Here is a 25,293-nt window from a genome sequence, read left to right on the forward strand (position 1 = left end):
CCCCTCAGGGTGGACGTGGTCGAGCCGGAGATCTCCACCTGGGGTTCCACCCGCGGGTCCACGCGTGGAAGGCGTTGTCACAGCAGGCTTGGGGCATGACGACATCCGATTGGATCACCGACATCGCCCTGATTCTCGTCGTGTTCCGGCAGCTGCGGGAGGGCCGGCTCGATCTCAAGTCCTTCCTCATCCCGCTGGGCATCGTGGCCTTCGTGGCGCACACCTACCTCGACTCGGTCCCCACCGGCGGCAACGACCTGGTGCTGGTGGGCACCCTCGTGGCCGCGGGCGCGGCACTCGGTGTCGCCGGCGGCATCTACACCCGCATACGCTCCGCGGGCGGACACCTGTTGATCAAGGCCGGTGCGGTCTCGGCGATCCTGTGGGTGGTCGGCATGGGCGCCCGGATGGGCTTCCAACTGTGGGTCGAGCACGGCGGCGGCGACGATGTCGCCCGTTTCAGCGTCACCCACCACATCACCAGTGACCAGGCCTGGGTCGCCGCGTTCGTCCTGATGGCACTCACCGAGGTGGTCACCAGGCTGGCCACCATCTTCATACGGAGCCGGATGACGCCCCGCGCCCAACCGGCCGCGGTGACAGGCCGCGAGGCACCGGTCGCCGACACCCTGGTCTGACCGAGCGGCGCCCTCCGACCGGTCCGCCACCTGTGGCGCGAGCGGGTGGTTCGCTACCGTGGGAGCGTCGTTCGATGAGAAGAGGAAGAGCGTTGACCCAGCTCCCCGACGTCTCACGAGCGCCCACGATGACGGACGTCGCACGCGTCGCCGGCGTGTCCCACCAGACGGTTTCCCGCGTCCTCAGCGACCACCCGAACGTCAGCGCCAAAACGCGTGCGGCGGTGACGCGGGTCATCGAACAGCTGGGATACCGGCGGAACTCCGCCGCACGGGCTCTCGCCACCCGCCGGACCCACACGTTGGGTGTCATGGCGGTGGACACCACGCTCTACGGTCCGGCCAGCACGCTCGCCGGAGTTCAGGAGGCGGCGCGGGAGCGCGGCTACCTCGCCTCCGCGGTCACCCTGAGGACCGCCAGCCAGGGGGCCCTCGCCGAGGCCATGCACCACCTCGCGGAGTGGGGTGTCGAAGGGATCGTCGCCGTCACTCCGCAACGGGCGGCCGTGCGGGCCCTGGCCTCGCTGGCGGCGCCCTGTCCCGTGGTCACCGTGGAGGGTGGCCACACGCTGGACCTGCCGGGAGTGTCACTGGATCAGCGTCTCGGCGCCCGCATGCTCACGGAACATCTCCTCGCGTCGGGTCATGCGACGGTGTGGCATGTCTCCGGGCCGCTCGACTGGCTGGAGAGCGACCCGCACCGAGGGCTGGGAGGGCGCACTGCGCGATGCCGGTACGGTGGTGCCGCCGCCGTTGCGTGGCGACTGGAGCCCACTGTCGGGATATCTGGCCGGGCGGCAGCTCGCGGACCGGGTCCTTGCGTCGCCGGGGCAGCAGGCGGCCCCGACCGCGGTGTTCGTCGCGAACGACCAGATGGCTCTGGGCGTCCTGCGGGCGTTCCGGGAAGCGGGCCTTGATACGCCGCAGGACGTGGCCGTCGCCGGGTTCGACGACATCCCCGAGGCGGAGTTCTTCCCGCCGCCCCTCACCACGATCCGCCAGGACTTCTCGTCGCTCGGTCGCAGCAGTATCGGACTGCTGCTCGACCACATCGAGGGCAGGACGAGCGAGTCGACGCATCTGACGGTGGCACCGGAGCTCGTCGTGCGCGCGAGTACGACCCTGCGGAGATCCGCTCCCGAGGCGTGAACGCCCCCGGACCGATCGACCTGGATCGCCCCCCCCCCGGCTCGGCATTCCCCTCGGGCGAACAACAGGATCGAGGATCGAACGACACTCCCGAGGAGGGTGCGCACAGTCGACGCCGCCGGACGGCGACTGTGCGCACCCCGTACCTCAGTGACGAGACCCTACGGCCACGGTGTCGGGGCCGGCGGTGCGACCACCGCAGGCCGGTCGTCGCACGTGATGGTGTTCGGGAGTTCCCAGGACGCCAGCCACGGGCCCGTCGTGCCGCCACCGTCGTTGCCGCCGAGGTCCTGCACCGCGAACTCGGATCCCGTGGGCGGGAAGTTGAACGATCCGCAGTTGTTGATGCCGACCGCACCGACGTTGCGGGCGTCCACGTTCTCGAAGGACGCCGAACCGGCGGAGCGGGCGCTCAGCACCGACGTGCCGGTGCCGTCCACGCGGATGTCCTTGAAGTGGACACCCCGGATCGCGTACTTGTCCTTCACCGGGAAGTCGGAGACCAGCATCACCGCGTTGTAGGTGTTGTCGAGGAAGTGGTCGCCGGTGACTTGGATGTCGGCGTCGATGTCCCGCTCCAGGGCGTAGAACCAGATGGCGCCGAGGCCGATTTTCCAGTTGAGCTCGAACGGCCCCGATCGCACGGTGGTGTTGTCCGTGATCCACAGGTGTCCGCCGAACGGTTCCGCGCCGAAGCGGGAGCCCACCTGGATGGCGCTGCCCTCCCTGATGGGGTCGGCGATGAGGTTGCCGGTGACCTTGTTGTCGGTACCGCCGTACAGGGCGATGCCGTTGGCGAGGACAGGCGTCTGCACGGTGTTGTGGGAGAAGACGTTGCGCGCGTTGCCGGTCTTCTCCGACCACATGGCCAGACCGTCGTCACCGGAGTTGCGGACGAAGGTGTCCGAGACGGTGGAGTCGGTGACGCCGGTGTGGAAGTTGAGGCCGTCGGCGATCTGGTCGGTGATCACGTTGCGTGTGATCCGCAGGCGTGTCATCGGGCCGTCGAACCACATGCCGACCTTGGTGTGGTGCAGATAGAGGCCGTCGATCGTCGAGTCGCTGAGGGCGCCCCCGATGGCGTTGACCTGGTCGGTGTCGACGCGTTCACGGACGTCGCCCTCGACGGCGAAGCCGGACAGGTGGACGTCGTGACTGCCGCCGTCCGCCGCGTCCTTGCCGTAGAAACCGACGCCGGTGTGGACCGACCCGTCGGGGGCAGGGGTGGCGAGGGTGACCTGGTGTCCCTTGACGACGGTGTACCAGTTGCCCGCCCCGACGATCGTCACGTCGTCCACGACGATGTGCCGGTTCACCTGGTACGTGCCGGGCGGCAGATACACCTTGAGGTGGCGCTTCTTGGCGTACGCGATCGCGCGGTCGAACGCGTCGCCCGCGTCACGTCGGCCGGTGGGGTCGGCGCCGAACGCGAGGACGTTCGCCGCGCGCAGCTCGATGTGCGGGGCCGCGACGAGCTCCGTGTCGAGCAGGTCGATCACGGTCCAGGCCGCCGCGCTGCCCCGGGGCGCGGTGAGCCGGACGGTGTCGCCCGCCTCGTAGCGCTTGCCGAGCAGGAGCCGTTGCTCGTCGTAGAAGTGGCTGGGCCTGAACGGCTTGTCGACGACGGGAGTCGGGGTGGTGGCGGCGGGCACGCATCCGCACTCCGTGATCCACCAGTCCGGGTGCAGCAGGTCGGCCTGGGGGTCGTTGCTGAAGGGGTACTGGTTGTAGAGCCAGGAGTACTGGGAGGTGAGCGTCATCGTGGAGCGGTGCCTGCCGTCGACGGAGACGTCGAGCGGTGCGGTGATGCCGCCGCCCCGGGGCGCGTCGGGGATGCTGTAGCGCACGGTGAGTGCGTTGGCGGCCCGCGGCAGGGTGAACTCGACGTGCTCGCCCGGCTTCAGGCGCACCGCGGTCCGGCCCGAGGCTTCCGAGGGCAGGGTGTAGGCGGTGCGGTCGGGGCCGACGACCGTGCCGTTCGTCGACGCGTTCTCCGCCTCCTGCTCGGCGAAGTCCACGGCGGCGCCGCGCCCCGCGACGAGGGCGGGGTCGAGGCCGGCCCGGGTCACCACCGGAGTGCCGGCGCCGCCGCCCTGCGCGCCGGCCTGCACGCCGGCCGCGGGTGCCGGTGAGCCGAGGCCGAGGACCAGTCCGGCGGCCGCCGCGGTCATTGCCGCGGCGGTTCTGACCGGTCTTCGCGCGCGGCTGCGGACCCGTTCCGCATCCCCGTCTGTGCTGTACCGCGACATCGGATTCTCGTTTCTTTCGGGACGGACGAACCAGGACGGACGAGGGGGGGGACGAGCGCCGAGCACGGTCGGACGGTGGCGGAGAGGAGCGGACGAACGGTGCGGGCGAAGGGAGTTGAGCCGCCGCGCCATGCGAGCGGGCGGCAGGAGGCAAAAGCCGTGCCGGTGCGGTGACAGTAGGACGTGGCGGGGCCGCCCTACAAGACACCGGACGTCTCTTTCCATCATCTAGTTCGGTTCCTGCGTTCTTTCATCGATTTCTTGCGGCCTACCGCACGACGGGACGCCCGCCTCGGGCTGCCCCCATTCCCTGGCCTCGCACCGCGGCTCACGGTCAGCATGCGGATGCCCTCTTACCTATCCTTCCCTACCTGTCATACTGATGCGGTAGAATACGGAGTCTTCAGGGAACTTTGAGGAGCCATGTCCGCTTCAGCTTTGTACTCGACCGAAGAGGTCGCCGAGATGCTCGGCCTCCACGTCCGCACGGTTCGCGGCTATGTGCGGGACGGCCTCCTGCCCGCAGTGCGGATCGGCAAGCAGTACCGGATCGCGGCGGCGGACGTGGACGCCCTCACGGAGGGCCGCACTCCGGCGCCGGCCGCCCCGGCGGTGAGCGGTCGACCGCGCGTCGAGGTGACGGCCGTCGTTCAGGTCGACGGAATCGACAGGGCGGCGATGTCCCGGCTGAGCACGCTCGTGACGAGCGCGGCGGCGACGCGTCCGGGGCGTGGGTCGCGCCTGCACCTGGAGACCCTCTACGACGAGCAGCGCGACTCCGCGAAGTTCGTGGCCATCGGCAGTGCCGACGACACGGCCACGCTGGTCGCCCTCATCGGATCGTTCGCGGAGTCGGAACTGTGAGCGTCCACTCGATCCAGCAGTCCCCGACGGACGGGGACCAGGAATGACCAGGAGTCCCGACATGCCGGTTCCCGAAGACGCCCAGGCTCTCCGGTCGCTGCTCCGCGCCGATCTCGTCGCGGCGATGAAGGCGCGCAGGACCGAGGCGGTCGGCGCGCTGCGCACCGCCCTCGCGGTCATCGACAACGCCGAAGCCGTGGAGACCCCCGCGCAGGGCTCGGTTCATGCGGTGAGCGAACACGTCGCCGGCGCCCGCACCGGCGTCGGGTCGACAGAAGCGGAACGCCGCGTCCTGTCCCTCGACGACGTTCGCGCCCTCTTGCAGGCACAGGTCGACGACCGCACCAACGAGGCCGATCGGTACGACACTTACGGTCAGAGCGACGCGGCTCTTCGACTCCGCCGCGAGGCCGACGTCCTCAGTCAGTACCTGGTCGGCTGAGACCGCTCCTCAGTCACGCCCGCGCGGGCTCGCCCACGGGTGACCCATCTGTCGCCGGTCCCGGCGGATCAGGACGGCGGTGCTGATCGCGACGAAGAAGAGAGCGGTGGCGAGCGGTGCGATGAAGTAGGTCATGTCGACTCCTGTCGCCCGGCCGCGCGCTGCGTACCAGGACGGGCGAGAACGTGGTGGGGGTGGGCCGCGGGCATTCCGTCGGCCCCGTTCGAGGCCCTGCCCCGGAACGCGGCCGACGGCCCGGAGCGCACGGCCACGGCGAGGGCGGCGGTGTACGCGATGCCGGGCAGCCCCGTGGCTGTCTCCACGCACATCCGCATCTCCGCCCCCTCCCTCGCCCGCCGTGATCGGGTGGCGCACTGCTCCCCTCCGGGCTCCCTGCCGGACATCACCTGCCGGTGACCGGCATCAGAACCCTTCACAGTGCTCCGCCGACGTCATGGTGCACGGTCGGCCCACGGACGCGCATTGCCGAACCCCGGCAGTGTTCTTGAGGGCGTCCATGCCGGTGCCCCGCCAGAAGCACGTCACCGGCACGTCAAGACTTCCGGAGATGACGTGCCGGGCCCGGGAGACCTCGAGTACTCTCCGCACAGCTGCATGGACGCCTTCAGCGGGGGCTACAAGCCCGGGTCGGCGCAGGCCCTCCAACGGCCGGTTCACCGCTGCCGGACGTTGCCCATCTCCGCGGCGAACGCCGTCGGTGAACCGTCGAAGCCGCGGACCGCCTCCTGAAGCGACCAGGCTCCGGAGCCGTCCCGGGTGAACTCCGCGATCGTCGTGGCGTTCGATCCCGCGACCCGGCTGAGGTCTGTCCGTCATCAGCTCCCGGTAGTCCTCCACCACCAGTACCCCCGCGTTCCTGATGTCTCCGAACGTCAGGGCCCCCTGGTCCTGATGGATCGCCACTCCCACCACGACGCGCGCGTACGAAGACGCCAGGCGGTCGAGCTCCAGCACCATCACCTCGACGAAGCCGAGGCCGACGCCGGTCTCACTGTGGCGGCTCATGTTGATGGTGCCGTCCGGTGAACGGCTTTCGGTGTGAACGACGTACACCGGTCGCCCGCGCGGCTCCTCGGCGGAATAGGTCGCCGCCATGATGTCGAGGTGACGGGGCGGCTCCCCCCAGGGACTGGGATCCCAGCGGAGTTTCACCTGGACCTTCGCGAGCCCACTGCTGACACCACTCACGGACGTCGCCTCCCCTGAACCCAACGCGTATGGAACGCGTATCCACGTCGTCAAGTATCGCCCCGCGCTGGGCTGTTCAGGCAGCGCGATCGGGAGTGGTATGTGCCGGACGCCGGAGCAAGCTCCCGACCACCCGTCGTCGGACGGTCGTGTCGCGCCGCCCCGCCCCTCCGGAGCCGGTCGTGCCCGCCACCGGGGCCGGGGCCGCTCTGCACAAGGACCTCTAGGCTGGCGGGACTGCCGACGAGGAGGAGACACCGGGCCGATGTTCAGGCTCTCACTGCCCGCTGCCACGGAACGGCTCGCTCTGCGCCCGTTCACGCCGGACGACCTCGACGACCTGCACGCGTATCAGAGTCTTCCCGATGTCGCCCGTCACCTCTTCCGGCCGCCGCTCACCCGCGACCAGTGCGCGCGGAGTCTGACGCGGCGAGCCGCCGGTACCGCGTGGGCCGAGGACGGCGACGACCTGGTGGTGGCCGTGTGCGAGACGGGCGGGACGACGGTCGTCGGCGAGATCGTTCTCAGACTTGCGAGCGCGCGAGCGCGCCAGGCCGAGATCGGCTGGGTCTTCCATCCGGCGTACGCCGGACGGGGTTACGCCACGGAGGCCGCGCGCGCGACCGCTTCACTCGCCTTCGCGGAGCTGAACGTCCACCGGCTGTTCGCCCGTCTCGACGTACTCAACACCGGTTCGGTGCGCGTGTGCGAGCGGCTCGGCATGCGCCGCGAAGCGCACTTCGTCGAGAACGACCTCGACGGGGAGCGCTGGGCCGACGAGTACGTCTACGCGACACTCGCCCGCGAGTGGAAGACCGAACCGGTCCGGCGCGATCCTCTCCCATGAGCCCGATGCAGGACGGACGTGGTCGAAGGCCCGAAGCCTGACGGCATCCGGCGAACGGCAAGCGGCAGCCACCCCGAACCGGCTTCGCACGGATCGATCAGGACGCCGGTGACGAGGGCCGGCGCACCACCTCGTAGTGCAGATGCGTCACGCCAGGTGCCGGGATCGTCTGGAGGAGGCGCAGGTCCACGTGGCGCGGGAGTTCGTGGAAGAAGGGGCGGCCGCCTCCGAGGAGGACCGGCACCTGGTGGAGGATCACCTCGTCCACCAGGTCGGCCGCCAGCGCGGAGGACAGCAGGCCGCCGCCCATGAGGGCGACGTCCTTGCCCTGCGCGGCCTCGCGTGCCGCCGCCACCGCGTCCTCGATGCCGGTGGTGACGAGCATCTGCGCCTCGGTGATCTCGGGCGCCGGGCGGTGGCTGAGGACGAAGAGCGGCGCCGTCGGGTGCGGGCCGCCGCCGCCGAAATGACGGGAGTGCTCGTACGTGGTGCGGCCCGCCACCGTCGCCCCCACCCGGCCCGCGATCGCGTCGAAGAACCGGGCGCTGGGTTCGCTGAGGCTGAAGCCGTCGAACGACTCGCTCGACGTGTCCCCGCCGAAGTACCAGTCGAAGAGCATGGTCGCGTCACCGAGCCCGCTGCCGAACTCGTCCTGCCCCTCGGGGACGCGACCACTGATGTAGCCGTCGACCGAGACGGCGTGGGCGCTGAAGACCTTGCTCATGCTGCTCCTGCGCTGTTGCGGGGGAAGAGAGGGTTCGCGGGGGACCGTGGTGGGACGGACGGCGTCCGTCGTCGACTGCTGCCGGCGGGGAGTGGTCGGCCCCCGCCAACATAGCGATCGCCCGCGTCTGTCGGCGGAAGGCCGCCGGGTGATCGGCGCGGCTGGAGTACTCACCCCGCCGGAGGCGGGTCCCTCCCCCACAGGACGGCGGAAGAGCGGCGTGCGAACCGTGGTGCGGGCCCGGCCCGTCGTCGTGTCCTGGCAGGATTGCGCCATGGAACATGTGCTTGGAATCGGTGGGTATTTCCTGCGCGCGGCCGACCCGGCGTCCCTGAGCGCCTGGTACCGCGACTGCCTCGGGCTGAACACCGGGGAGAACGGCCTGTGGCAGCAGGAGGCCGGGCCGACGGTGTTCGCTCCGTTCGAGGCCGAGACCGACTACTTCGGGTCCCGCGCTCAGCAGACCATGCTCAACTTCCGCGTCCGTGACCTGGATGCGATGCTCGCGCAGCTGCGGGCGAAGGGAGCGGATGTGGCCGGGGAGACGCAGGACATGGAGGGTGTCGGCCGGTTCGGCTGGGTCACCGATCCCGAGGGCAACAAGATCGAGCTGTGGCAACCCGCCTGAGCCGCGCCTCGACGAGCTCCGCGCACATCTCGCGGGCTGCCGGACTACGAGCCCCCGGCGGCGGAACTCCCCCTGGTGGGAGGGAGTTCCGCTGCCGGGCGCGTTCGGTTCCCGGGACCGGCCGTCAGCGCACGGAGATGCTCGTCAACCGGGCGTCGCCTCGCTTGCCCGCGTCGGTCGCCAGTGCCACGTAACGGGCGGTGGCGCTGGTGGCGAGCAGACGGCTCGTACCGTGTCCGGTGAGCCGGCCGGCCTGGGTGTAGGTCAGGCCGTCACTGCTGAGTTCCACGTTCTGGCCCGGGACGCGACCGCCGGTCCACTCCGTGCGGACCTCCCGGACGGGACGTTCGGCGCCGAGGTCGACGACCATGCGGCCGTCGGGGCCGGGCGTCCAGGCGGTGTGCGGGTCACCGTCGACGGCGGCCGAGGGGTCCGACATGCCGGGCGGGAGCGGGGTGGTGGGGAAGACCGTGCGGCCCAGGGCGAGGTCGTCGAGGGGGTAGGCCTCGGCGCCCCGCAGGGTGACGGTGGTGGTGCGGCCCGCGCGGACCTCCGCCACCTCGGTGTGTCCCTGGCCGGTCACCCGGAGGCGGCAGGACGCTCCCGTGAACCGCACCGTGGCGGCGTCGACGACCTCGGCCCGGAGCCCGGCGGGCAGCTTCCCTCCGAAGGCGGGGCTCACCTCCATACGCGGAGGCAGGAGTTCGGCCGTGGCGGCGTCAAGATCGGCCTCGTAGGAGCTGCCGTCCGCGGTGAGGGTCTGGCGTCCCTCGAACAGGACGGCGCGTGCTCCGGATCGAGGGATGCCGACACGTGTCGTCACCTGCTGCTCGGACAGGTTGAAGAGACTGAGGTGGTCCTCCGTGAGAGCGGCACGGACGCTGTCGTCCTCGGCCTGCGGAGCGGCACCGTGTGCGAGAGCGCGGAGCCTGTCGGTGGATATGCCGGGAAAGCCTTCTGCCAGCAGGGGGGTCGCGGCGCCGTCGGCGAGGACGATCGTGTCGCCGTACACCGCGAGCGGCTGCTCGGACCCCCGGACGACGAGGCCGGCCCGTCCGTCCACGTCGAGCCAGCCGCCCTTGCTCGACACGTCGGGCTCGGGCCACGAGACGAGGTCGTTCCACTGCTTGCCGTCGGCCGATCCCTGCACGGTGTACGCGCGTCCGGCGGCGGCTTCCCAGCGGAGGGTGACGCGGTCCACCGTGTGCGTGGCTCCGAGGTCCACGGCGATCCAGCTGTCCGCCCGCGGACGGTCCGCCTTCGAAACCGCCCATCGGCTCGTGGCGTTGCCGTCCACCGCCAGCGCCGGCTCCTTGCCGGGGTCGTACGAGGAAGCGGTCGCCGTGCCGCTCCGGGCGAGGTCGGTGCCGTCCGAGCCGTCACGGGCCTCGAAGGCGTAGAGGGAGTATCCGTACGTCGGGTCGGGCAGGACGCCGATCATGCGCAGGTGTCTGACCTCGGACTTCGCGAAGGTGACCTCGTCCACGCGTGGCGTGGCCGCGGCGGAACGCGCGTCCTGTGCCGTCACGGTGGCGCTGCCCTCGGCGAAGCGGTAGGTGCGTGAGCCCGTGAGGCCCGCCATGCCCGGCATGGTGAGGTTGTGGATCTCAAGGTGCCCCTCCCCCGCCGCGACACCGGTCGTCGCGTAGACGACGGCGCCCGAGGGCAGGGTGGTCAGGCCCGCTCGGCCGGTGCCCAGGCGCAGCATGGTGGCGCTGCCGTCGAACCCGTCACGGACGGTGCTGTACGTCCGCACCTGGCGGCCGGTCACCTGGGCCGCGGTGCTGGGCAGGAACATCGGGTTCGCGCCGCTGAGCTTGAACAGCCAGTCGTCGTGGGCCGGTTGCCAGGCGAACTTGACGAAGCCCGGCTTGGTCACCGCACCCGCCCAGGCCCCGGTCGACTGGTGGGACACGAGGCCGGGAACGGTGCCGAAGTCGGTCACTCCCGAGGCGTGTTGGAACAGCTCCTCCGAGGTCAGCGGGCGCACCGTGCGGCCCTGAGCCGCGGCCCACAGGTGCAGGAGGTAGCTGATGGCCACTTCCGCGCGGGCCTCGGGCTCGTACTTCGGCTCGCCGGAGAACTTCGCGAGACGGTACTCCGGCGGGTACTTCTGGTACGCCTCCAGCCGTTCGGCGAGCGCCGCTTCCGCCCGGGCCGCCGCGCGGTCGCCGACGACCTGGGCGAGGAAGGCGAGCGGGATGACGTCACGGCCGTAGAGGTGCTCGCGGTCGTTGACCATCGGCATCAGGGGCTCGCCGGCGTCACTCATCACTCCGAGCAGGGTGCCCCACAGCTGGTCCGCGTTCGGCTGGTTGGTGAGGACCTGGGGCAACGGGCGGCCGGCGGTGATGAAGTGGGCGGCGTTGCGGCCCGATGTGCGGAACAGTTCTTCCTGATAGTGCGGGCCGAAGGAGCCGTGGTTCTCGACGATGAAGGTGTCGTAGAGGTTGCGGGCCTTGTTGTCGGAGACGGGGACGCCGTCGACACGGGCCGGGTTGACGAGGTCCGCCTGGGGCAGACCCGTCTCGTTGCGGGACCAGGTGCCGAAGGCCTTGTCCCAGTCGGCGTGCCGCGCGTCGTCCGGCGCCCAGGCCAGCCCGGGGGCGAGGGACTGTGCGTAGACGCCCATCTCCTCCAGCTTGGTGTCACCCTCGTGACCGCCGAGGAGACCGAGCGGGGTCCAGCTGCCGGAGTTCGGGTCGTCGCCGGTCCCCAAGCCCGTGGTGTAGGCGGCCTGTTCACGGGCGATCGTGTCGACGTCGGTCCGGGTGGCCTCGTCGAGGTCGTCCCACAGGAGGCGTGCCGCCAGCACGAAGTAGAGCTGGAAGGTGGTGTCGAAGAACAGCGTCCGGCCCCACTGGGTGCCGCCGGTGAGCCGGTTGGACGCGGCGAAGTGCTGGATCGTCGCGATCGTCCGGGCCTTCAGCGTCTTCTCGTCGATGCCGGCGCGCTCGCCGTCGTAGGTGCCGTGCGTGAGGAGAACCGCGTTGCCGAGCACCACGGCGAACCCGAAGTCCTTGTCCGTGTAGTAGCCGCGGGTCGCGTCCCACTGCGTCTCGGACCAGTGGGTGTGGTTCAGCAGGACGCGGTAGTAGGTATCCGCGATGGTGTCGGGCGCCGTGCCCGGGCGTCCGTGGGCGCTCGCCGTGCCGCTGCCGAGAGTGACGGGGACGGTCGCCGCGAGGGCGGCGGCGCCGAGGAGCTGGACGAAACGGCGGCGATCGACATTCAGGGATGCATCGGGCACGCTGGGCGCCTTTCGATAAGACAACGTTGTCAAACGGATGACCGAAATTGTTCGTCCGGAATCGTCCGTTCGTCAAGGGGTGGGGCGGGAGTGATCGTTGTCGTCCCTGGGAAACGGCGACGGACCGCGACGACGTCCGGGCAGGTCGGCACCCGAGCGGGTGCCCCCGTCGGGAGACCGACGGGGGCACGGGCAACGGACCTGGGGCCCGGTCCTGTTGTGCGCCTTCGGCTACTTCCTGACGGGGCACATCCCCTCGGCGAGCGTGTTGTAGGTGGCGGCCTTCGCCGGCGCCGGGGCGGTGCCGCCCAGTTGGATCAGGATCTCGTCGGAGAGCAGGTCCTGCTTGCCCTTCAGCGCGTCGGCGACCACGGTGCTCTTCGGGAACACCATCTCCGCGGCGATGTTGTCCTGCACGATCCGCGCGAGGTTGTCGAGCGCGGTGAAGACCGGGTCCTTCGGTGTCTCCAGACCGGGCAGGTCGATCAGGTGGGTGCCGACCTTCGCGGCGTTCATGCAGTCCTTGATGATGATGGTGTTCTGGTTGAGCACGCTGGTGGTCCACTGCGACAGCACGACGCAGTAGAGATCCGCCCAGGCCGCCTCACCGACCTTCGCACGCCACGTCTTCATGATGTCCTGCACGCCCTTGATCTGGGCCTTCGCCGCGTACTCCATGTTGGTGCGGATGTCGGCGTAGACACTCCCGGAGAAGTCCTCGAACGACTTCATGTCGAACACCTTGGCCGTCACCGAGGAGTTGATGAACTTCAGCGCGGCGTCGAGGATGTTGCCGCAGGACGTGACGAGCGCGGCCGGCAGACCGGCGGCGGCGAGGTTCTGGCGGGCTGTGGTGAGGGTGACGGCGTAGGCCTGAAGCGGCTTGATCCACGCGGTGGACCTGTCGTCGCCGAACGCCACCATCAGGAGGTCGTGCGGGTCGATGCGTGCGGCGTTCGGCAGGTTGGGGATCTTGTCCGCGAGGTAGGAGGCGATCACCGAGAAGATGCCGAGCGGAACGTGAGCGATGGACTTCGCCAGCTCGAACGTCTCCGCCACGGGGTTGACGGACTCCTGGCCCGTCGGGGTCACGAGGGTGAACCTGCCGCCCTTCGCGTCGTTCTGCACCACGATCACCGGGGCGAGGTGTTTGATCAACTCCGCTTTGAGGGTGGCGTAGTTGGAGCGCATTCCGGCGTTGACGGCGAAGATCGAGTCCTTCGCCTGCTGCGGGGTCACCACCACCGGGGCGGGCGGGGTCGTCCCCGACGTGTCGGCGGCACTCGGGGAGGCCGAGTAGCCCAGGAGCGCAGCCGTGCCGATTCCGGAGGCGCCGCCTATGAAGCCTCTGCGTGTAGCCATCTTCGTCTTCTCCGTAATGTTTCCGCGTGTGGATGTCGCGTGGGCGGGGGGAGGATCTGCATGGGGGGAATTCCAATGGCCGGGGATGTCATGTGCGTGGGGCCTGACGTGTACGGGACCGAAGGGGGGATTCGGCTGGTGAGCTGCGGGGGGAACCGGAGGGGCTCAGGAGGGGCGGGAGAGGTGTGGGTTCTCCCGCCCCGGCCGGGGCGTACGGCTACGTGAGGGAGCGCTGGTCGGGGACCACGACTCCGTAGAGGTCCTGGACCGTGGCGAGCGCGGATGCGTGGACCTGACGGGCGGGGATCCCGTTCGGGCTGCCGTTCAGGGGCAGCGCACGGGTCGCGGAGGCGTTCGCCACCACCGTGGGGTGGTTGCCGTTGAGGAAGGCGCCCTGGGTGGTGAACAGGGTGCACATGTTCGTCATGAATCCCGCGATGATGACGTTCTCGCGCCCGGCCTTCTTCACCTCGGCGGCGAGGTTCGTGCGGTAGAAGCCGTTCGGCACGGTCTTCTCGACGACGGGCTCGTCCTTCACCGGCTTCAATGCCGGGATGATCCGGCCGGCCCTCGACTTCAGGTCGTACCCCTTGTCGACGATGTGGATGACCGGGGTACCCGCCCGACGCGCGCGCTGCAGCAGCGCCTCGGCGTTGTCCACGGCCGCTTTCCACCCGTCGAGTTCCATGACGCCCTGGGTGTACGTGTTCTGGTAGTCCACCAGGATCAACGTGGCGTCGGACAGCGTCGCCGGAGTCTCGTCCAGTTTGTTGAGCTGCCGCAGTGTCGTCGTGTCCTTCGCGACGTTCCGGTCCGCGACGGGTGAGGGCTTGTCGCCGGGGCGCGAGGCGGCCTCGGAGCTGCCTCCGCATGCCGTGGCGGTGACCGCGAGGACGGTGCCGGCCGTCAGGGCGACGGCTGTCCGCAGCACCTTCATCAGATGAGCTCCTTGTGGGAGGGGACGACGACGCCGTACAGGTCGGCGATGGTGGCGAGGGCGCTGTAGTGCACCTGGCAGGCGTCGAGGTCGGCGCCGGTCACCGGCAGGGAGCGGGTGGCGGTCGCGTCGGCCACGACCGTGGGACGGTTGCCGCGCAGGAAGGCGCCCTGCGCGGTGAACGCCACGCACATGTGCGTCATCCAGCCCGCGATGACGACGTCCTGCCCCTCCGGAACGTGTTCCCCGAGGTCCGTGTCGACGAAGGCGTTCGGCACCTGCTTCACGACCACGGCCTCACCCTCGTCCGGTGCGAGGCGCGGGTGGATCCGACCGATCTCGGCACGGATGTCGTACGGAGTCCCCTCGCCGCCGTCGTTGACGACGTGCACGACCTTGGTGCCCTCCTGGCGCGCTCGTGCCAGGAGGTGAGCGGCGGCGTCGAGCGATGCCTCCCATCCGTCGAGCTCCATCACACCCTGGGTGTAGGTGTTCTGGAAGTCGATGAGGATCAGGGTCGAGTCGGCCAGCTTCGCGGGGGTGTCGTCGAAGCCGTTGAGCTCGCGCAGCGTCGTTCTGGACATGGGGGTACCGCCTTCGGTGTTCCGGTGGATGAGGCAGCCTCAGCGATGCGTCGGGCTGCATCAGGAACGCTATGGCTCCCAAGGCGTGTCGACAATGACGTCTAACATGCAGATACGGACATGCCGCGAGGCATGCGGAGCAGCTGTTCAGGGGGACGTGTGCCGGACATCGCCAGACGCCTTGTCGTCATCGTGCTTTTCGAGGGCGTCGACCTGCTCGACGTGACCGGACCACCGGAGGTCTTCTCGCTGGCCCGGCGCGAGACCGAGGACGCGAGCGGGTATCACGTCGTTCTGGCCGCCGAGACCATGGATCCCGTGACCACGTCCGCCGGGGTCCGCATCCTGCCGGACCTCACCTTCGACGAGGCCGCCGCGAAGAGCATCGACACCCTGATCGTGCCCGGATCGGTGGAGGTCGACGGTGAGCGCCGCGTCCGTGCGATCGTCGACCCGGAGCTGGTCGGCAGGGTGAAGACCCTGGCGGGCCGGACCCACCGGGTGACCTCCGTCTGCGTCGGCGCCCATCTTCTCGCCGCGGCGGGGCTCCTCGACGGCAAACGGGCCACCACGCACTGGTCGACCGCGTCCCAACTGGCCGCGGACCACCCGGCCGTGGAGGTCGACGCCGATCCCATCTTCATCCGCCAGGGCGACGTCTGGACGGGGGCCGGGATCAGCGCCTGTCTCGATCTGTCGCTGGCCCTGATCGCCGACGACCTCGGCGAGGCCGTCGCGCTGCGGGTCGCCCGGCAGCTGGTGATGTATCTGAAGCGGCCCTCGGGGCAGAGTCAGTTCAGTGTTCCCCTGGAGCAGGTCTCCACGACTCGACGGATCGAGGACCTCCGCCATCACATCCTGCGCACCATCGCCGAGCCGCTGACCGTCGAGGATCTCGCGGCCTACGCGCATGTCAGCGACCGGCACCTCACGCGGCTCTTCAAGACGGAGCTGGGTATGACCCCGCACGCGTACATCGAGTCCGTGCGGGTGGAGAAGGCGCGCCACGAACTCGAGTCCTCCGACGCGACGCTCGAACGTATCGCGTCCGTCTGCGGGTTCGGCACGACCGACACCTTGGTGCGGGCGTTCCGGCGCCGGCTGAACACGACGCCCACCGAATACCGTCGCAGGTTCCGCGTGCCGCAGACCACCCGATAGGACGGCGAGGCGGTCACCCGGGGCGGCCGCCCCGGGTGACCGCCCCCCGTCCGTCAGATCGTGGCCATCCGGCCCTCCCGCGGCCGGAGATAGACCACCCAGGTCAGGGTGAAACAGACCGCGTAGGCGGCCAGGAAGGCCCAGTAGGCCGCGTCGCCGCTCGCTCCGGCGAGGAAGGCCTGCCGGAAGGCGATGTTCACGAGGACCCCGCCGAACGCGCCGACGGCACCGGCCAGTCCGATCAGCGCGGACGACCGCCGCCGCGCGTCCCGTTCGGCGGTCTCCGGATTGGTCCCGGCGGCGACGGCGATCCGTGCCTTGGCCTGGAAGATCGCGGGGATCATCTTGTAGGTCGAACCGTTGCCGATGCCGCTCAGCACGAAGAGCGCCACGAAACCGGTCAGGAACAGGGGCAGCGATTTCTGGTGGGAGGCCACCAGCACGACACCCGTGCCCACCGCCATCGCGGCGAAGGTCCACAGCGTCACACGGGCGCCGGACCAGCGATCCGCCATCCTCCCGCCGAACGGGCGCACCAGCGAGCCCAGGAGGGGGCCCAGGAACGTCAGGTAGGCGGCTTTGACGGGGGTGTCGAACTGGTCGTGGAACTGCACCTGCAGGACCTGCCCAAAGGCGAAACCGAAACCGATGAAGGAGCCGAAGGTACCGACGTACAGGGTCGACATCACCCAGCTGTGCGGTTCCGTGGCCACTTCGCGCAGGGCTCGCCGGTCGTTCCTCAGCGACGTCAGGTTGTCCATCCTCAGGGCCGCGCCCAGGGCCGCCAGCACGATCAGCGGCAGGTAGACCAGCGGTACGAGCCGGGGGTGGGCCGCGCCTGCCGTGGCCAGCACCAGGAGTCCGACGAGTTGCACGACCGGAACGCCGAGGTTGCCGCCGCCGGCGTTGACGCCGAGGGCCCAGCCTTTGAGGCGCTGCGGGTAGAAGGCGTTGATGTTCGCCATCGAGGAGGCGAAGTTGCCGCCGCCGACGCCGGCCACACAGGCGACGGCCAGCAAGGTGCCGTAGGAGACTCCGGGTTGGAGCACGACACCGGCCAGGACGGTCGGCACGAGCAGCAACAGGGCGCTGAACACGGTCCAGTTGCGGCCTCCGAACCTCGCCACGGCGAAGGTGTACGGCAGCCGCAGCGCGGCGCCCAGCGCCGTCGGCACGGCGGTGAGCGTGAACTTGCCGGCCGGGTCGATGTGGTACTCCGGCCCGAGGAACAGCACCAGGACCGACCACAGGCTCCACACCGAGAAGCCGATGTGTTCGGACAGGACGGAGAAGACGAGGTTGCGGCGTGCGACCCGGGCGCCGGTCCGCTCCCAGAACGCCTCGTCCTCCGGCCGCCAGTCCGTGATGGCACCCGGCCGGTCCGCGCTCGCGGAGGCGCTCGGGCTGTCCGGGGTGCCGGTGCGCCCGGCGACCTCTTCGGCCGTGCCCTCTGTGTCGACCACACTGGTCATCAGCTGTCACCCGCTGTCTCGTGAAGTGGGGTTGGTTCGTCGTGACGACGCTAGGAGGGGCGGGTTACGTGGTCGGACTCCCCGCAGTTCGGCCGTGCTACGGCCCGTGCACGCCCGCTCCGGTCAGCTGTGAGGTCGCGTCCGCGCTGTCGCGCACGGGCCAGACCCGCAGCACGGCCGGGGTGCCGTCCGGGGCGGTGGGCTCGTCGAGGCAGCGTCCGTCACGGAGGTCGAAGACCTGCTTGTACATCGGCGACGCGACCGTGGGGACGTCGCCTCGGCTGCCGAGGATCCCGCGGGACATCACGTGGGCACCGCTGAACGGGTCGCGGTTGTCGACCGCGTACAGCGCCCCGGCCCGGTCGCGGAAGACCGCCACCTGCTCGCCGCGGGCGCCGAGTACCGCGACCCCCCGGCCGGGGATCAGGTCGTCGTAGGGGCAGGCCCGCGCCCAGCGCGTGCCGTCGTGGATCTCCACATACCTGCTCACGCGGTACGCACCTCCAGTCGGGGCCCGGCCACCAGGGCCGGGGAAAGGATGGTTCCGTTCTCGTCCGGCCGGGCGGGGCGTATCTGGCCGCGCTCCGGCACGAAGGTGACGGCGGGGTCGGGTGTGCCGGGGGCGTTGACGAAGGAGACGAAGCGGCGGAGCCGTTCGGGGTCGGCGAGGACCGCCGCCCACTCGTCCTGGTACTGGTCGACGTGTCGCTCCATCAGGGCGTCCAGTTCGGAGCACAGGCCCAGTGAGTCGTCCATGACGACGGCCCGCACGTGGTCCAGTCCGCCGTCGATCCGGTCCAGCCAGACGGAGGTCCGTTCCAGCCGGTCGGCGGTGCGGATGTAGAACATCAGGAACCGGTCGATGCTGCGGATCAGCGTGTCGCGGTCCAGGTCGGCGGCGAGCAGATCGGCGTGTCGCGGCGTCATGCCGCCGTTCCCGCCGATGTACAGGTTCCAGCCGGTGGAGGTGGCGATGATGCCGAAGTCCTTGCCCTGCGCCTCCGCGCACTCGCGCGCGCATCCGGAGACGGCGGACTTGAGCTTGTGGGGTGAGCGCAGGCCGCGGTAGCGGAGTTCCAGCTCGATGGCGAGGCCCACCGAGTCCTGCACGCCGTACCGGCACCAGGTCTCCCCGACGCAGGACTTCACGGTGCGCAGGGACTTGCCGTAGGCGTGGCCGGACTCGAACCCCGCGTCCACGAGCCGGCGCCAGATGGCGGGCAGTTGGTCGACGCCGGCGCCGAACAGGTCGATGCGCTGGCCGCCGGTGATCTTCGTGTAGAGGCCGAAGTCGCGGGCGATCTCACCGATCGTGATCAGGCCCTGCGGGGTGATCTCACCGCCGGGGATGCGCGGGACGACGGAGTAGGAGCCGTTGCGCTGCAGGTTGGCGAGGAAGTGGTCGTTGGTGTCCTGGAGCGCGGCCTGCTCGCCGTCGAGGATGTGGCCGTTGTCGAGGGTGGCCAGGATGGAGGCGACGACCGGCTTGCAGATGTCGCACCCTTCGCCGGTGCCGTGCCGGTCGACCAGGTCGGTGAAGGAGGTGATGCCGGCGACCCGGACGATCTCGTAGAGCTCGGTCCGGGTGTGGGCGAAGTGTTCGCACAGCCCCTTGTCGACGGTGACTCCGCTCGCCTGCAGTTCCTCCGTGACGATGGTGCCGAGGAGTTTGACGCAGCTGCCGCAGCCGGTGCCCGCCTTCGTGCACTTCTTGACCTCGGGGACGGTGCCGCATCCCCCGTCGTGGACGGCGGCGCGGATCTGTCCCTTGCTCACGTTGTGGCAGGAGCAGACGACGGCCTCGTCCGGCAGCGTGACCTGGCCGGCGGGGCCCGGCCCGGCGGGCAGAACCAGCTGTTCGGGGGCGGTGCGCAGCGGTTCGCCGCCGATCGCCAGGGGACGCAGCAGTCCGTAGGACTCGGTGTCCCCGACCAGGACACCTCCGAGGAGCTGACCCTCGCGGCCGATGACGAGCTTCTTGTAGACGCCGTTGCGGCTGTCGCTGTAGAGCACGTCGAGTGCTCCCTCGGTCGCGCCGTGCGCGTCGCCGAAGCTGGCGACGTCGACCCCGAGGAGCTTCAACTTGGTCGAGGTGTCGGCTCCGGTGAACGCGTCCTGGTCACGGTGTTCGCCGGCCAGGGAGCGGGCAGCGGTCTCGGCCATCGCGTATCCGGGGGCGACCAGGCCGTAGACCCGGCCGTCGGCGGCCAGCGCGCACTCCCCGACGGCGTAGACGTGCGGGTCCGTCGTGCGGCAGCGTTCGTCGACGACGATGCCGCCCCGCTCGCCGACGGGCAGGCCGCTCTCGCGGGCCAGTTGGTCCCTCGGTCGCACACCGGCCGAGAAGACGACCAGATCGGCGGGGAGTTCCCGGCCGTCGGAGAGTCCCATGCCCCGTACACGGCCGTCCTCGCCGACGACGATGGCCTGGGTGCCCGCTCCCGTGTGGACGGTGACGCCCAGTTCCTCGATCTTGCGGCGCAGCAGCTGCCCGCCGCCTTCGTCGACCTGGAGGGCCATGAGGCGGGGTGCGAACTCGACGACGTGGGTCTCCAGGCCGAGCGCGGTGAGGGCGCCGGCGGCTTCGAGGCCGAGGAGTCCGCCGCCCACGACCACGCCTGTGCCGGCCTGCTCCGCGTCGTCGCGGATGGCCTCCAGGTCCTCGATGGTGCGGTAGACGTGGCAGCCGGCCGCGTCGTGGCCCGGTACGGGCGGGACGAACGGGTAGGACCCGGTGGCCAGCACCAGCGCGTCGTAGTGCAGTACCTGGCCGGACGCGGTGGTGACGGTCTGCGCGGCGCGGTCGACGGCGGCCGCCGGTTCGGCCAGGCGCAGGTCGATGCCGTGGTCGGTCACGAAGCCCGGTGGTGTGAGCGACAGCGCGTCGGCGTCCGTTCCGGAGAACCACGAGGTCAGGTGTACCCGGTCGTAGGCGGGGCGTGGTTCCTCCGCGAGGACGGTGATCCGCCAGTCGGCCCCTCCGGGCTGCTCGGTCAGCGCCTCCAGGAAGCGTTGACCGACCATGCCGTGGCCGACGAGGACGAGATCCTTGAGCGGACGGGACGACGGGCCGGACGTCGGGCGGTGTGTCATGGCGTGGCTCCGTATGAGGTGAGCAGGTGCAGGGGTCGGTCGGGAAGCGACGCGTCCCGCTCGTACGCGCGGGCGAGGTCACCCACGGTGGCCAGGTCGCCGAGCAGGATGGCGCCGACGAGTCGCTCGCCGCGCAGCACGAGCTTCTTGTAGCTGCCGCGTGTCGCGTCGGACAGGCGGAGCACGTTCAGGTCGGGGTCCGCGGCCTGATCCTCGGCGTCGAGGTGTGCTTCGCCGAAGGCCGCGTACTCCAGAGGTCCCGCGCTGAGCCGGGCGAGGGGGCGCGAGCCCTGATAGAGCGCGCCGGGGTCCGCTCCGGAGAGACGTGCCGCAAGGACGTCGGCCTGTTCCCAGGCCGGGCCGGACAGTCCGTGCACGACGCCGCGGTGCTGGGTGCAGTCGCCGATGGCGTGGACGTGGGGCGCGGAGGTGGCCAGTGTGTCGTCGACGACGACTCCGGTGTCGACGGTGAGGCCGGCGGCATGGGCGAGCGCGGTGCGGGGGCGGACACCGCAGGCGAGGACGACCAGGTCGGTGCCGAGGCGGTAGCCGTTGGCCAGCTCCACGGCACTGTCCCCGGTGCCGTGCCGGCCGACCACGGCGCGGGCCCGGTTGTTCGGGTAGACCTCGACGCCCATGCGCCGCAGCCCCTCGCGCAGCGCGGCAGCCGCCTCGGCGTCGAGTTGCCGCTCGATCAGGTGGGGCCCCTGGTGCACGATCTCGACGGTCAGGCCGAGCGCGCCCAGCGCCCGCGCGACACTCACGCCGAGAACACCGCCGCCGATGACGACGGCGCGCCGGGCCCGGCCGACGTCCTCGCCGAGCCGCGCGCAGTCGGCGAGGGTGCGCAGGCTGTGCACACCGTCGCGCAGCGCCGAGCCGTCCGGTCGGCGCAGTCCCCGGATCGGTGGGAGGACGGGATTGGCGCCGGTCGCGAGGACCAGTTCGTCCCAGGTCTCGGTGCGGCCGTCGGCGGACGTCAGGGTGCGGGCGGCGAGGTCCACGGCCACGGCCTCGCTGCCGACGCGCAGTTCGGCGACGCCGACCGGCAGGGCCACGGCTTCCGCCGCGTAGCGTCCGGTCAGCACGTCGGCGAGGAGGACGCGGTTGTACGGCGGGCGGGGTTCGGCCCCGTGGAGGGTGATCCGGGCGGTTCCGCCGAGTGCGTGGTGGCGTTCGGCGAAGCGAGCGGCCGCCATGCCGGCTCCGACGACCGCGATGTGGCGGGCGGCGCTCATGCGGGCCGCTCCTCGTCCGGCCCCGCCATCGCGGCGGGGCCCGCCGCTTCGACCCGCACCGCGCAGAGCTTGAACTCGGGCATCTTCGAGGTCGGGTCCAGCGCCGGGTTGGTGAGGGTGTTGGCCCGTCCCGCGCCCGGCCAGTGGAACGGCATGAACACGGTGTCGGGGCGGATCGTGTCGGTGATCCGGGCCGGTGCGACGGCCCGGCCGCGCCGGGAGGTCACGGCGAGCGCATCGCCGTCCTCGATCGCCAGTTGGCGTGCCAGCAGGGGATGCAGTTCCACGAACGGTCCCGGCGCGGAGGCGTTCAGCGCGTCGACCCGGCGGGTCTGGGCTCCGCTCTGGTACTGCGACAGCACCCGACCTGTCGTGAGGAAGAGCGGGTACGCTGCGTCGGGTTCCTCGGCTGCCGGGCGATGGGTGACCGGTGCGAACCGGGCGCGGCCGTCGGGCGTGGCGAAGGTGTCCAGGAAGAGCCGGGGCGTGCCGGGGTGGTCCTCGGCCGGGCACGGCCAGAAGACCCCGTCCTCGGCGCGGATCCGGTCGTAGCTGATTCCCGCGTAGTCCGCCTGCCCGCCGGCGGAGGCGCGCCGCAGTTCCTCGAAGACCGTCTCAGGGTCGTCGTCGAACCCCCGCTTGATCCCGAGGCGTTCGGCGAGTTCGCGCATCAGCCACAGGTCCCCGCGTACGTGCTCGGGTGCGTCGACCGCCCGTTGCCGCAGGATCACCCGGCCTTCCAGGTTGGTCATCGTGCCGGTCTCCTCGGCCCACTGGGCACTGGGCAGGACGACGTCGGCGAGCTGCGCGGTGTCGGAGAGCACGAGGTCGCTGACGACCAGCAGGTCCAACGACCGCAGCCGGTCGGTCACATGGGCCGCGTTCGGGGCGGAGACGACCGGGTTGGAGCCCATGAGGAGCAGTCCCCGCACACCGTCCGGTCCCGGATCGCCGAGGCTGTCGAGGAGTTCGTAGGCGGAGCGGCCCGTGTGCGGGAGAGTCTCCGGGTCCACGCCCCAGACGCGGGCGACGTGTTCGCGAGCGGCCGGGTCCTCGATCGAGCGGTAGCCGGGGAGCTGGTCCGCCTTCTGGCCGTGCTCCCGCCCGCCCTGGCCGTTGCCCTGCCCGGTCAGGCAGCCGTAACCGGAGTACGGCCGGCCCGCCTTGCCGGACGCGAGGCAGAGGTTGATCCACGCGCCGACGGTGTCGGTGCCCTTGCTCTGCTGCTCGGGGCCCCGCGCGGTCAGCACCATGCCGGTCGCCGCTCCACCGAAATGGTGGGCCACCAGACGGAGTTGGCTTGCCGCGATGCCGGTGAGCCGTTCGACGCGCTCGGGCCAGTGGGCCATCGCGGCAGCACGCGCGGCCCCGAATCCGGTGGTGCGGGTGTCGACGAACTCGTGGTCGACCAGCCCGTCGGCGATCAGCAGGTGCAGCAGGCCGAGGGCGAGCGCCAAGTCGCTGCCGGGCAGGGGTTGCAGATGGAGGTCGGCGAGGCCCGCGGTCCTGGTGCGGCGCGGATCGATCACGATCAACGTGCCGCCGTTCTCGCGCAGTTCGCGGAGGTAGCGGACGGCGGGTGGCATCGTGTCCGCCGGGTTGCCGCCGACGAGGATCAGGCAGTCGGTGCGCGGGATGTCCTCCAGCGGGAAGGGCAGTCCGCGGTCCAGGCCGAATGCGATACGGTTCGCCGCCGCTGCCGACGACATGCAGAAGCGCCCGTTGTAGTCGATGTTGGCGGTGCCGAGCGCGACCCGGGCGAACTTGCCCAGTTGGTAGGCCTTCTCGTTGGTCAGCCCGCCACCCCCGAAGACTCCGACGGCGTCGGCGCCGTGCTCGGAGCGGATCGCCGAGAAGCCTCCCGCGACCCGGTCCAGGGCCTCGTCCCAGCCGGCCGCCCTCAGGGTGCCTCGTTCGCGTACCAGCGGTGTGGTCAAGCGGCGTGCCGTGTCGAGCAGGGCTGCCGCGGACTGTCCCTTGCCGCACAACGCACCGCGGTTGACCGGGAACTCGGGTCGTTCGACGACCGTCGTCCCGACACCGCCGGCGGTCGCGAGACGCATTCCGCACTGCAGTGAGCAGTACGGACAGTGGGTGTCGGTCGTGGTCTCCATGCCGAAGACAGTGACCACGGCGCGTTACGCCGCCTGGTCCTCCGTGTTGCGCCCGCGGTACACGTCGCTCACGCCGCAGGCCGGACGGGGTGCGGCGGAGGACATGTGCCGTAACACCGCGAAGCATTTGCCTAACCCGGGCGTGATGGCCAGGCAACCTGACGGTAACCGCGTGCCCGGAGTCTGCGTCCATGGGCACCAACGACACATCCACCCCGGCCGAGCCGGCCGGTCCGCTGACCGGGTTCACCGTCGGCGTGACCGCCGCGCGCCGTCGTGACGAGCTCGTGGCGCTGCTGACCCGGCGCGGAGCGCGCGTGGTGGAGGCTCCGGCCCTGCGCATCCTTCCGCTGGAGGACGACATCGCTCTGCGCCGGGCCACCGAGCGGTGCATCACCGCGCCGCTGGACTACGTCGTCGCGACCACCGGCGTCGGCTGGCGCGGCTGGATGAGCGCGGCGGACGGCTGGGGGCGGGGAGCCGAGTTGTCGGCCGTCTGCAGGGACGCCGTCGTCCTGACGCGGGGGCCCAAGGCGACCGGCGCCGTCCGCGCCAGCGGGCTCGGCGAGTCCTACTCCCCCGCGAGCGAGGCGACGGACGAACTCCTCACCTGGCTGCTGGCCCAGCCGCTGGCCGGCCGCCGGATCGCGGTCCAGGAGCACGGCCTGCCGCTGACCAGCTTCAGCGCGGCGCTGCGGGAGCGGGGTGCCGAGGTCGTCACGGTTCCCGTGTACCGCTGGGCACCCCCGGAGGATCCAGCCCCCGTCCGGCGTCTCATCGAGTCGACCGTGCGCCGTGAGGTGCACGCCCTGGCCTTCACCAGCGCGCCGGCGATCACCGCCTTCCTCCAGACGGCGTCGGCCGACGGCCTGCACGAACGCGTCCTGGAGGCCATGTCCCACGACGTGCTGCCGGTCTGCGTGGGCCCGGTCTGCGCACGCCCGCTGCTCGACGCCGGGCTGCCGGTGATCTGGCCGGAGCGCGGGCGCCTCGGCGCGCTCGTCCGCACGCTCACCGACACCCTGCCCACCCGCGGCCGCCGGGAACTGGAGGTCTTGGGAAGGGCGTTGGTCCTGCAGGGCAGCGCGCTTCTGGTCGACGAGGAGAGCTACTGGCTCTCCCCCAAGGGCGCGACGCTGCTCCGCGCGCTGGCCGAGCGGCCCGGCTGGGTCCTCAGCCGCGCCGAGCTGCTGCGCCGCGCCTGGGCCGACTCGGACGCGGACGAGCACGCCGTGGAAGCGGCCATCGCGCGGCTCCGTGCCTCACTGGGCCCGCACAGCGACCTGGTCAGGACCGTGCCCAAACGCGGCTACCGGCTGGCGGCGGGCTGAC

The 25,293-nt window shown here is 70.8% G+C and carries 20 protein-coding genes and 2 pseudogenes; 8 read left to right on the forward strand and 14 right to left on the reverse strand.

Going from position 1 to position 25,293, the window contains the following annotated elements:
* Positions 1 to 95 precede the first annotated feature (95 nt).
* A complete protein-coding gene (locus tag B0675_RS38385; protein ID WP_081224395.1) occupies positions 96 to 638 on the forward strand; it encodes a hypothetical protein in 543 nt (180 codons plus the stop codon).
* A 128-nt stretch (positions 639 to 766) separates the two neighbouring features.
* Positions 767 to 1,787 (forward strand): annotated as a pseudogene (locus tag B0675_RS38390) (LacI family DNA-binding transcriptional regulator).
* 161 nt (positions 1,788 to 1,948) lie between these two features.
* On the opposite strand, the gene B0675_RS38395 reads toward B0675_RS38390, so the two are convergent.
* The gene (locus B0675_RS38395) at positions 1,949 to 3,958 is read right to left on the reverse strand and encodes a glycosyl hydrolase family 28-related protein (protein ID WP_179165556.1); all 2,010 of its coding nucleotides are present in this window, start codon (positions 3,956 to 3,958) and stop codon (positions 1,949 to 1,951) included.
* A 501-nt stretch (positions 3,959 to 4,459) separates the two neighbouring features.
* Between B0675_RS38395 and B0675_RS38400 the strand changes: the two genes are divergently transcribed.
* Positions 4,460 to 4,900: a helix-turn-helix domain-containing protein gene (locus B0675_RS38400; protein WP_081224397.1), complete on the forward strand. Its 441-nt coding sequence runs from the start codon at positions 4,460 to 4,462 to the stop codon at positions 4,898 to 4,900.
* Positions 4,901 to 4,961: 61 nt separating this feature from the next.
* Positions 4,962 to 5,342 carry a hypothetical protein gene (locus B0675_RS38405; protein WP_179165557.1) on the forward strand — a complete coding sequence of 127 codons (381 nt, stop codon included), beginning with the start codon at positions 4,962 to 4,964 and terminating at the stop codon, positions 5,340 to 5,342.
* Between the two features lie 9 nt (positions 5,343 to 5,351).
* Here B0675_RS38405 and B0675_RS42505 read toward each other — a convergent pair whose 3' ends face one another.
* The 3 genes and pseudogenes from B0675_RS42505 to B0675_RS38415 all read right to left on the reverse strand — a co-directional run bounded on the left by B0675_RS42505 (position 5,352) and on the right by B0675_RS38415 (position 6,551).
* A complete protein-coding gene (locus tag B0675_RS42505; RefSeq protein ID WP_277625270.1) occupies positions 5,352 to 5,477 on the reverse strand; it encodes a hypothetical protein in 126 nt (41 codons plus the stop codon).
* Positions 5,474 to 5,665, reverse strand: a complete 192-nt coding sequence (locus B0675_RS38410; RefSeq protein ID WP_143661156.1) for a hypothetical protein — start codon at positions 5,663 to 5,665, stop codon at positions 5,474 to 5,476. Before B0675_RS38410 ends, B0675_RS42505 begins: the two co-directional genes overlap by 4 nt.
* A gap of 351 nt (positions 5,666 to 6,016) precedes the next feature.
* Positions 6,017 to 6,551: pseudogene (locus B0675_RS38415) on the reverse strand (TerD family protein).
* Between the two features lie 265 nt (positions 6,552 to 6,816).
* Between B0675_RS38415 and B0675_RS38420 the strand changes: the two are divergent.
* Positions 6,817 to 7,398 (forward strand): GNAT family N-acetyltransferase, encoded by a 582-nt coding sequence (locus tag B0675_RS38420; protein ID WP_081224400.1) that lies wholly within the window; start codon positions 6,817 to 6,819, stop codon positions 7,396 to 7,398.
* 97 nt (positions 7,399 to 7,495) lie between these two features.
* Here the strand turns inward: B0675_RS38420 and B0675_RS38425 are convergent, their stop codons facing one another.
* Positions 7,496 to 8,122 carry a dihydrofolate reductase family protein gene (locus B0675_RS38425; protein ID WP_081224401.1) on the reverse strand — a complete coding sequence of 209 codons (627 nt, stop codon included), beginning with the start codon at positions 8,120 to 8,122 and terminating at the stop codon, positions 7,496 to 7,498.
* A gap of 274 nt (positions 8,123 to 8,396) precedes the next feature.
* Between B0675_RS38425 and B0675_RS38430 the strand changes: the two genes are divergently transcribed.
* Positions 8,397 to 8,750 (forward strand): VOC family protein, encoded by a 354-nt coding sequence (locus B0675_RS38430; protein ID WP_081224402.1) that lies wholly within the window; start codon positions 8,397 to 8,399, stop codon positions 8,748 to 8,750.
* 124 nt (positions 8,751 to 8,874) lie between these two features.
* Here the strand turns inward: B0675_RS38430 and B0675_RS38435 are convergent, their stop codons facing one another.
* From B0675_RS38435 to B0675_RS38450, 4 genes are all read right to left on the reverse strand, one after another.
* Entirely contained in the window at positions 8,875 to 12,000 is a 3,126-nt protein-coding gene (locus B0675_RS38435) for a discoidin domain-containing protein (protein WP_107482979.1), read from the reverse strand.
* A gap of 231 nt (positions 12,001 to 12,231) precedes the next feature.
* The gene (locus tag B0675_RS38440; RefSeq protein ID WP_241540176.1) at positions 12,232 to 13,362 is read right to left on the reverse strand and encodes a hypothetical protein; all 1,131 of its coding nucleotides are present in this window, start codon (positions 13,360 to 13,362) and stop codon (positions 12,232 to 12,234) included.
* A 217-nt stretch (positions 13,363 to 13,579) separates the two neighbouring features.
* Positions 13,580 to 14,299, reverse strand: coding sequence for a cysteine hydrolase family protein (locus tag B0675_RS38445; protein WP_081224404.1), 720 nt, complete (start codon positions 14,297 to 14,299; stop codon positions 13,580 to 13,582).
* Positions 14,299 to 14,883: an isochorismatase family protein gene (locus tag B0675_RS38450; protein WP_081224405.1), complete on the reverse strand. Its 585-nt coding sequence runs from the start codon at positions 14,881 to 14,883 to the stop codon at positions 14,299 to 14,301. The genes B0675_RS38445 and B0675_RS38450 overlap by 1 nt, the downstream gene beginning before the upstream one ends.
* A 159-nt stretch (positions 14,884 to 15,042) precedes the next feature.
* Between B0675_RS38450 and B0675_RS38455 the strand changes: the two genes are divergently transcribed.
* Positions 15,043 to 16,044, forward strand: coding sequence for a helix-turn-helix domain-containing protein (locus B0675_RS38455; RefSeq protein ID WP_241540177.1), 1,002 nt, complete (start codon positions 15,043 to 15,045; stop codon positions 16,042 to 16,044).
* Positions 16,045 to 16,097: 53 nt separating this feature from the next.
* Here the strand turns inward: B0675_RS38455 and B0675_RS38460 are convergent, their stop codons facing one another.
* The 5 genes from B0675_RS38460 to B0675_RS38480 all read right to left on the reverse strand — a co-directional run bounded on the left by B0675_RS38460 (position 16,098) and on the right by B0675_RS38480 (position 23,961).
* Positions 16,098 to 17,516 carry a nitrate/nitrite transporter gene (locus tag B0675_RS38460; protein WP_081224407.1) on the reverse strand — a complete coding sequence of 473 codons (1,419 nt, stop codon included), beginning with the start codon at positions 17,514 to 17,516 and terminating at the stop codon, positions 16,098 to 16,100.
* Positions 17,517 to 17,613: 97 nt separating this feature from the next.
* On the reverse strand, positions 17,614 to 18,006 hold the full coding sequence (gene nirD, locus B0675_RS38465; protein WP_081224408.1) for a nitrite reductase small subunit NirD: 393 nt from the start codon (positions 18,004 to 18,006) through the stop codon (positions 17,614 to 17,616).
* On the reverse strand, positions 18,003 to 20,609 hold the full coding sequence (gene nirB / locus B0675_RS38470; RefSeq protein WP_081224409.1) for a nitrite reductase large subunit NirB: 2,607 nt from the start codon (positions 20,607 to 20,609) through the stop codon (positions 18,003 to 18,005). Before nirB ends, nirD begins: the two co-directional genes overlap by 4 nt.
* A complete protein-coding gene (locus tag B0675_RS38475) occupies positions 20,606 to 21,847 on the reverse strand; it encodes an FAD-dependent oxidoreductase (protein ID WP_081224410.1) in 1,242 nt (413 codons plus the stop codon). Before B0675_RS38475 ends, nirB begins: the two co-directional genes overlap by 4 nt.
* Positions 21,844 to 23,961: a molybdopterin oxidoreductase family protein gene (locus tag B0675_RS38480; RefSeq protein WP_081224600.1), complete on the reverse strand. Its 2,118-nt coding sequence runs from the start codon at positions 23,959 to 23,961 to the stop codon at positions 21,844 to 21,846. Before B0675_RS38480 ends, B0675_RS38475 begins: the two co-directional genes overlap by 4 nt.
* 191 nt (positions 23,962 to 24,152) lie before the next feature.
* On the opposite strand from B0675_RS38480, the gene B0675_RS38485 reads away from it, so the two are divergent.
* Positions 24,153 to 25,292, forward strand: a complete 1,140-nt coding sequence (locus tag B0675_RS38485; RefSeq protein ID WP_081224411.1) for a uroporphyrinogen-III synthase — start codon at positions 24,153 to 24,155, stop codon at positions 25,290 to 25,292.
* The last annotated feature ends 1 nt before the right edge of the window (position 25,293 follow it).

It is taken from the genome of Streptomyces sp. M41(2017) (genome assembly GCF_002078175.1).
Classification (GTDB): Bacteria; Actinomycetota; Actinomycetes; order Streptomycetales; family Streptomycetaceae; genus Streptomyces.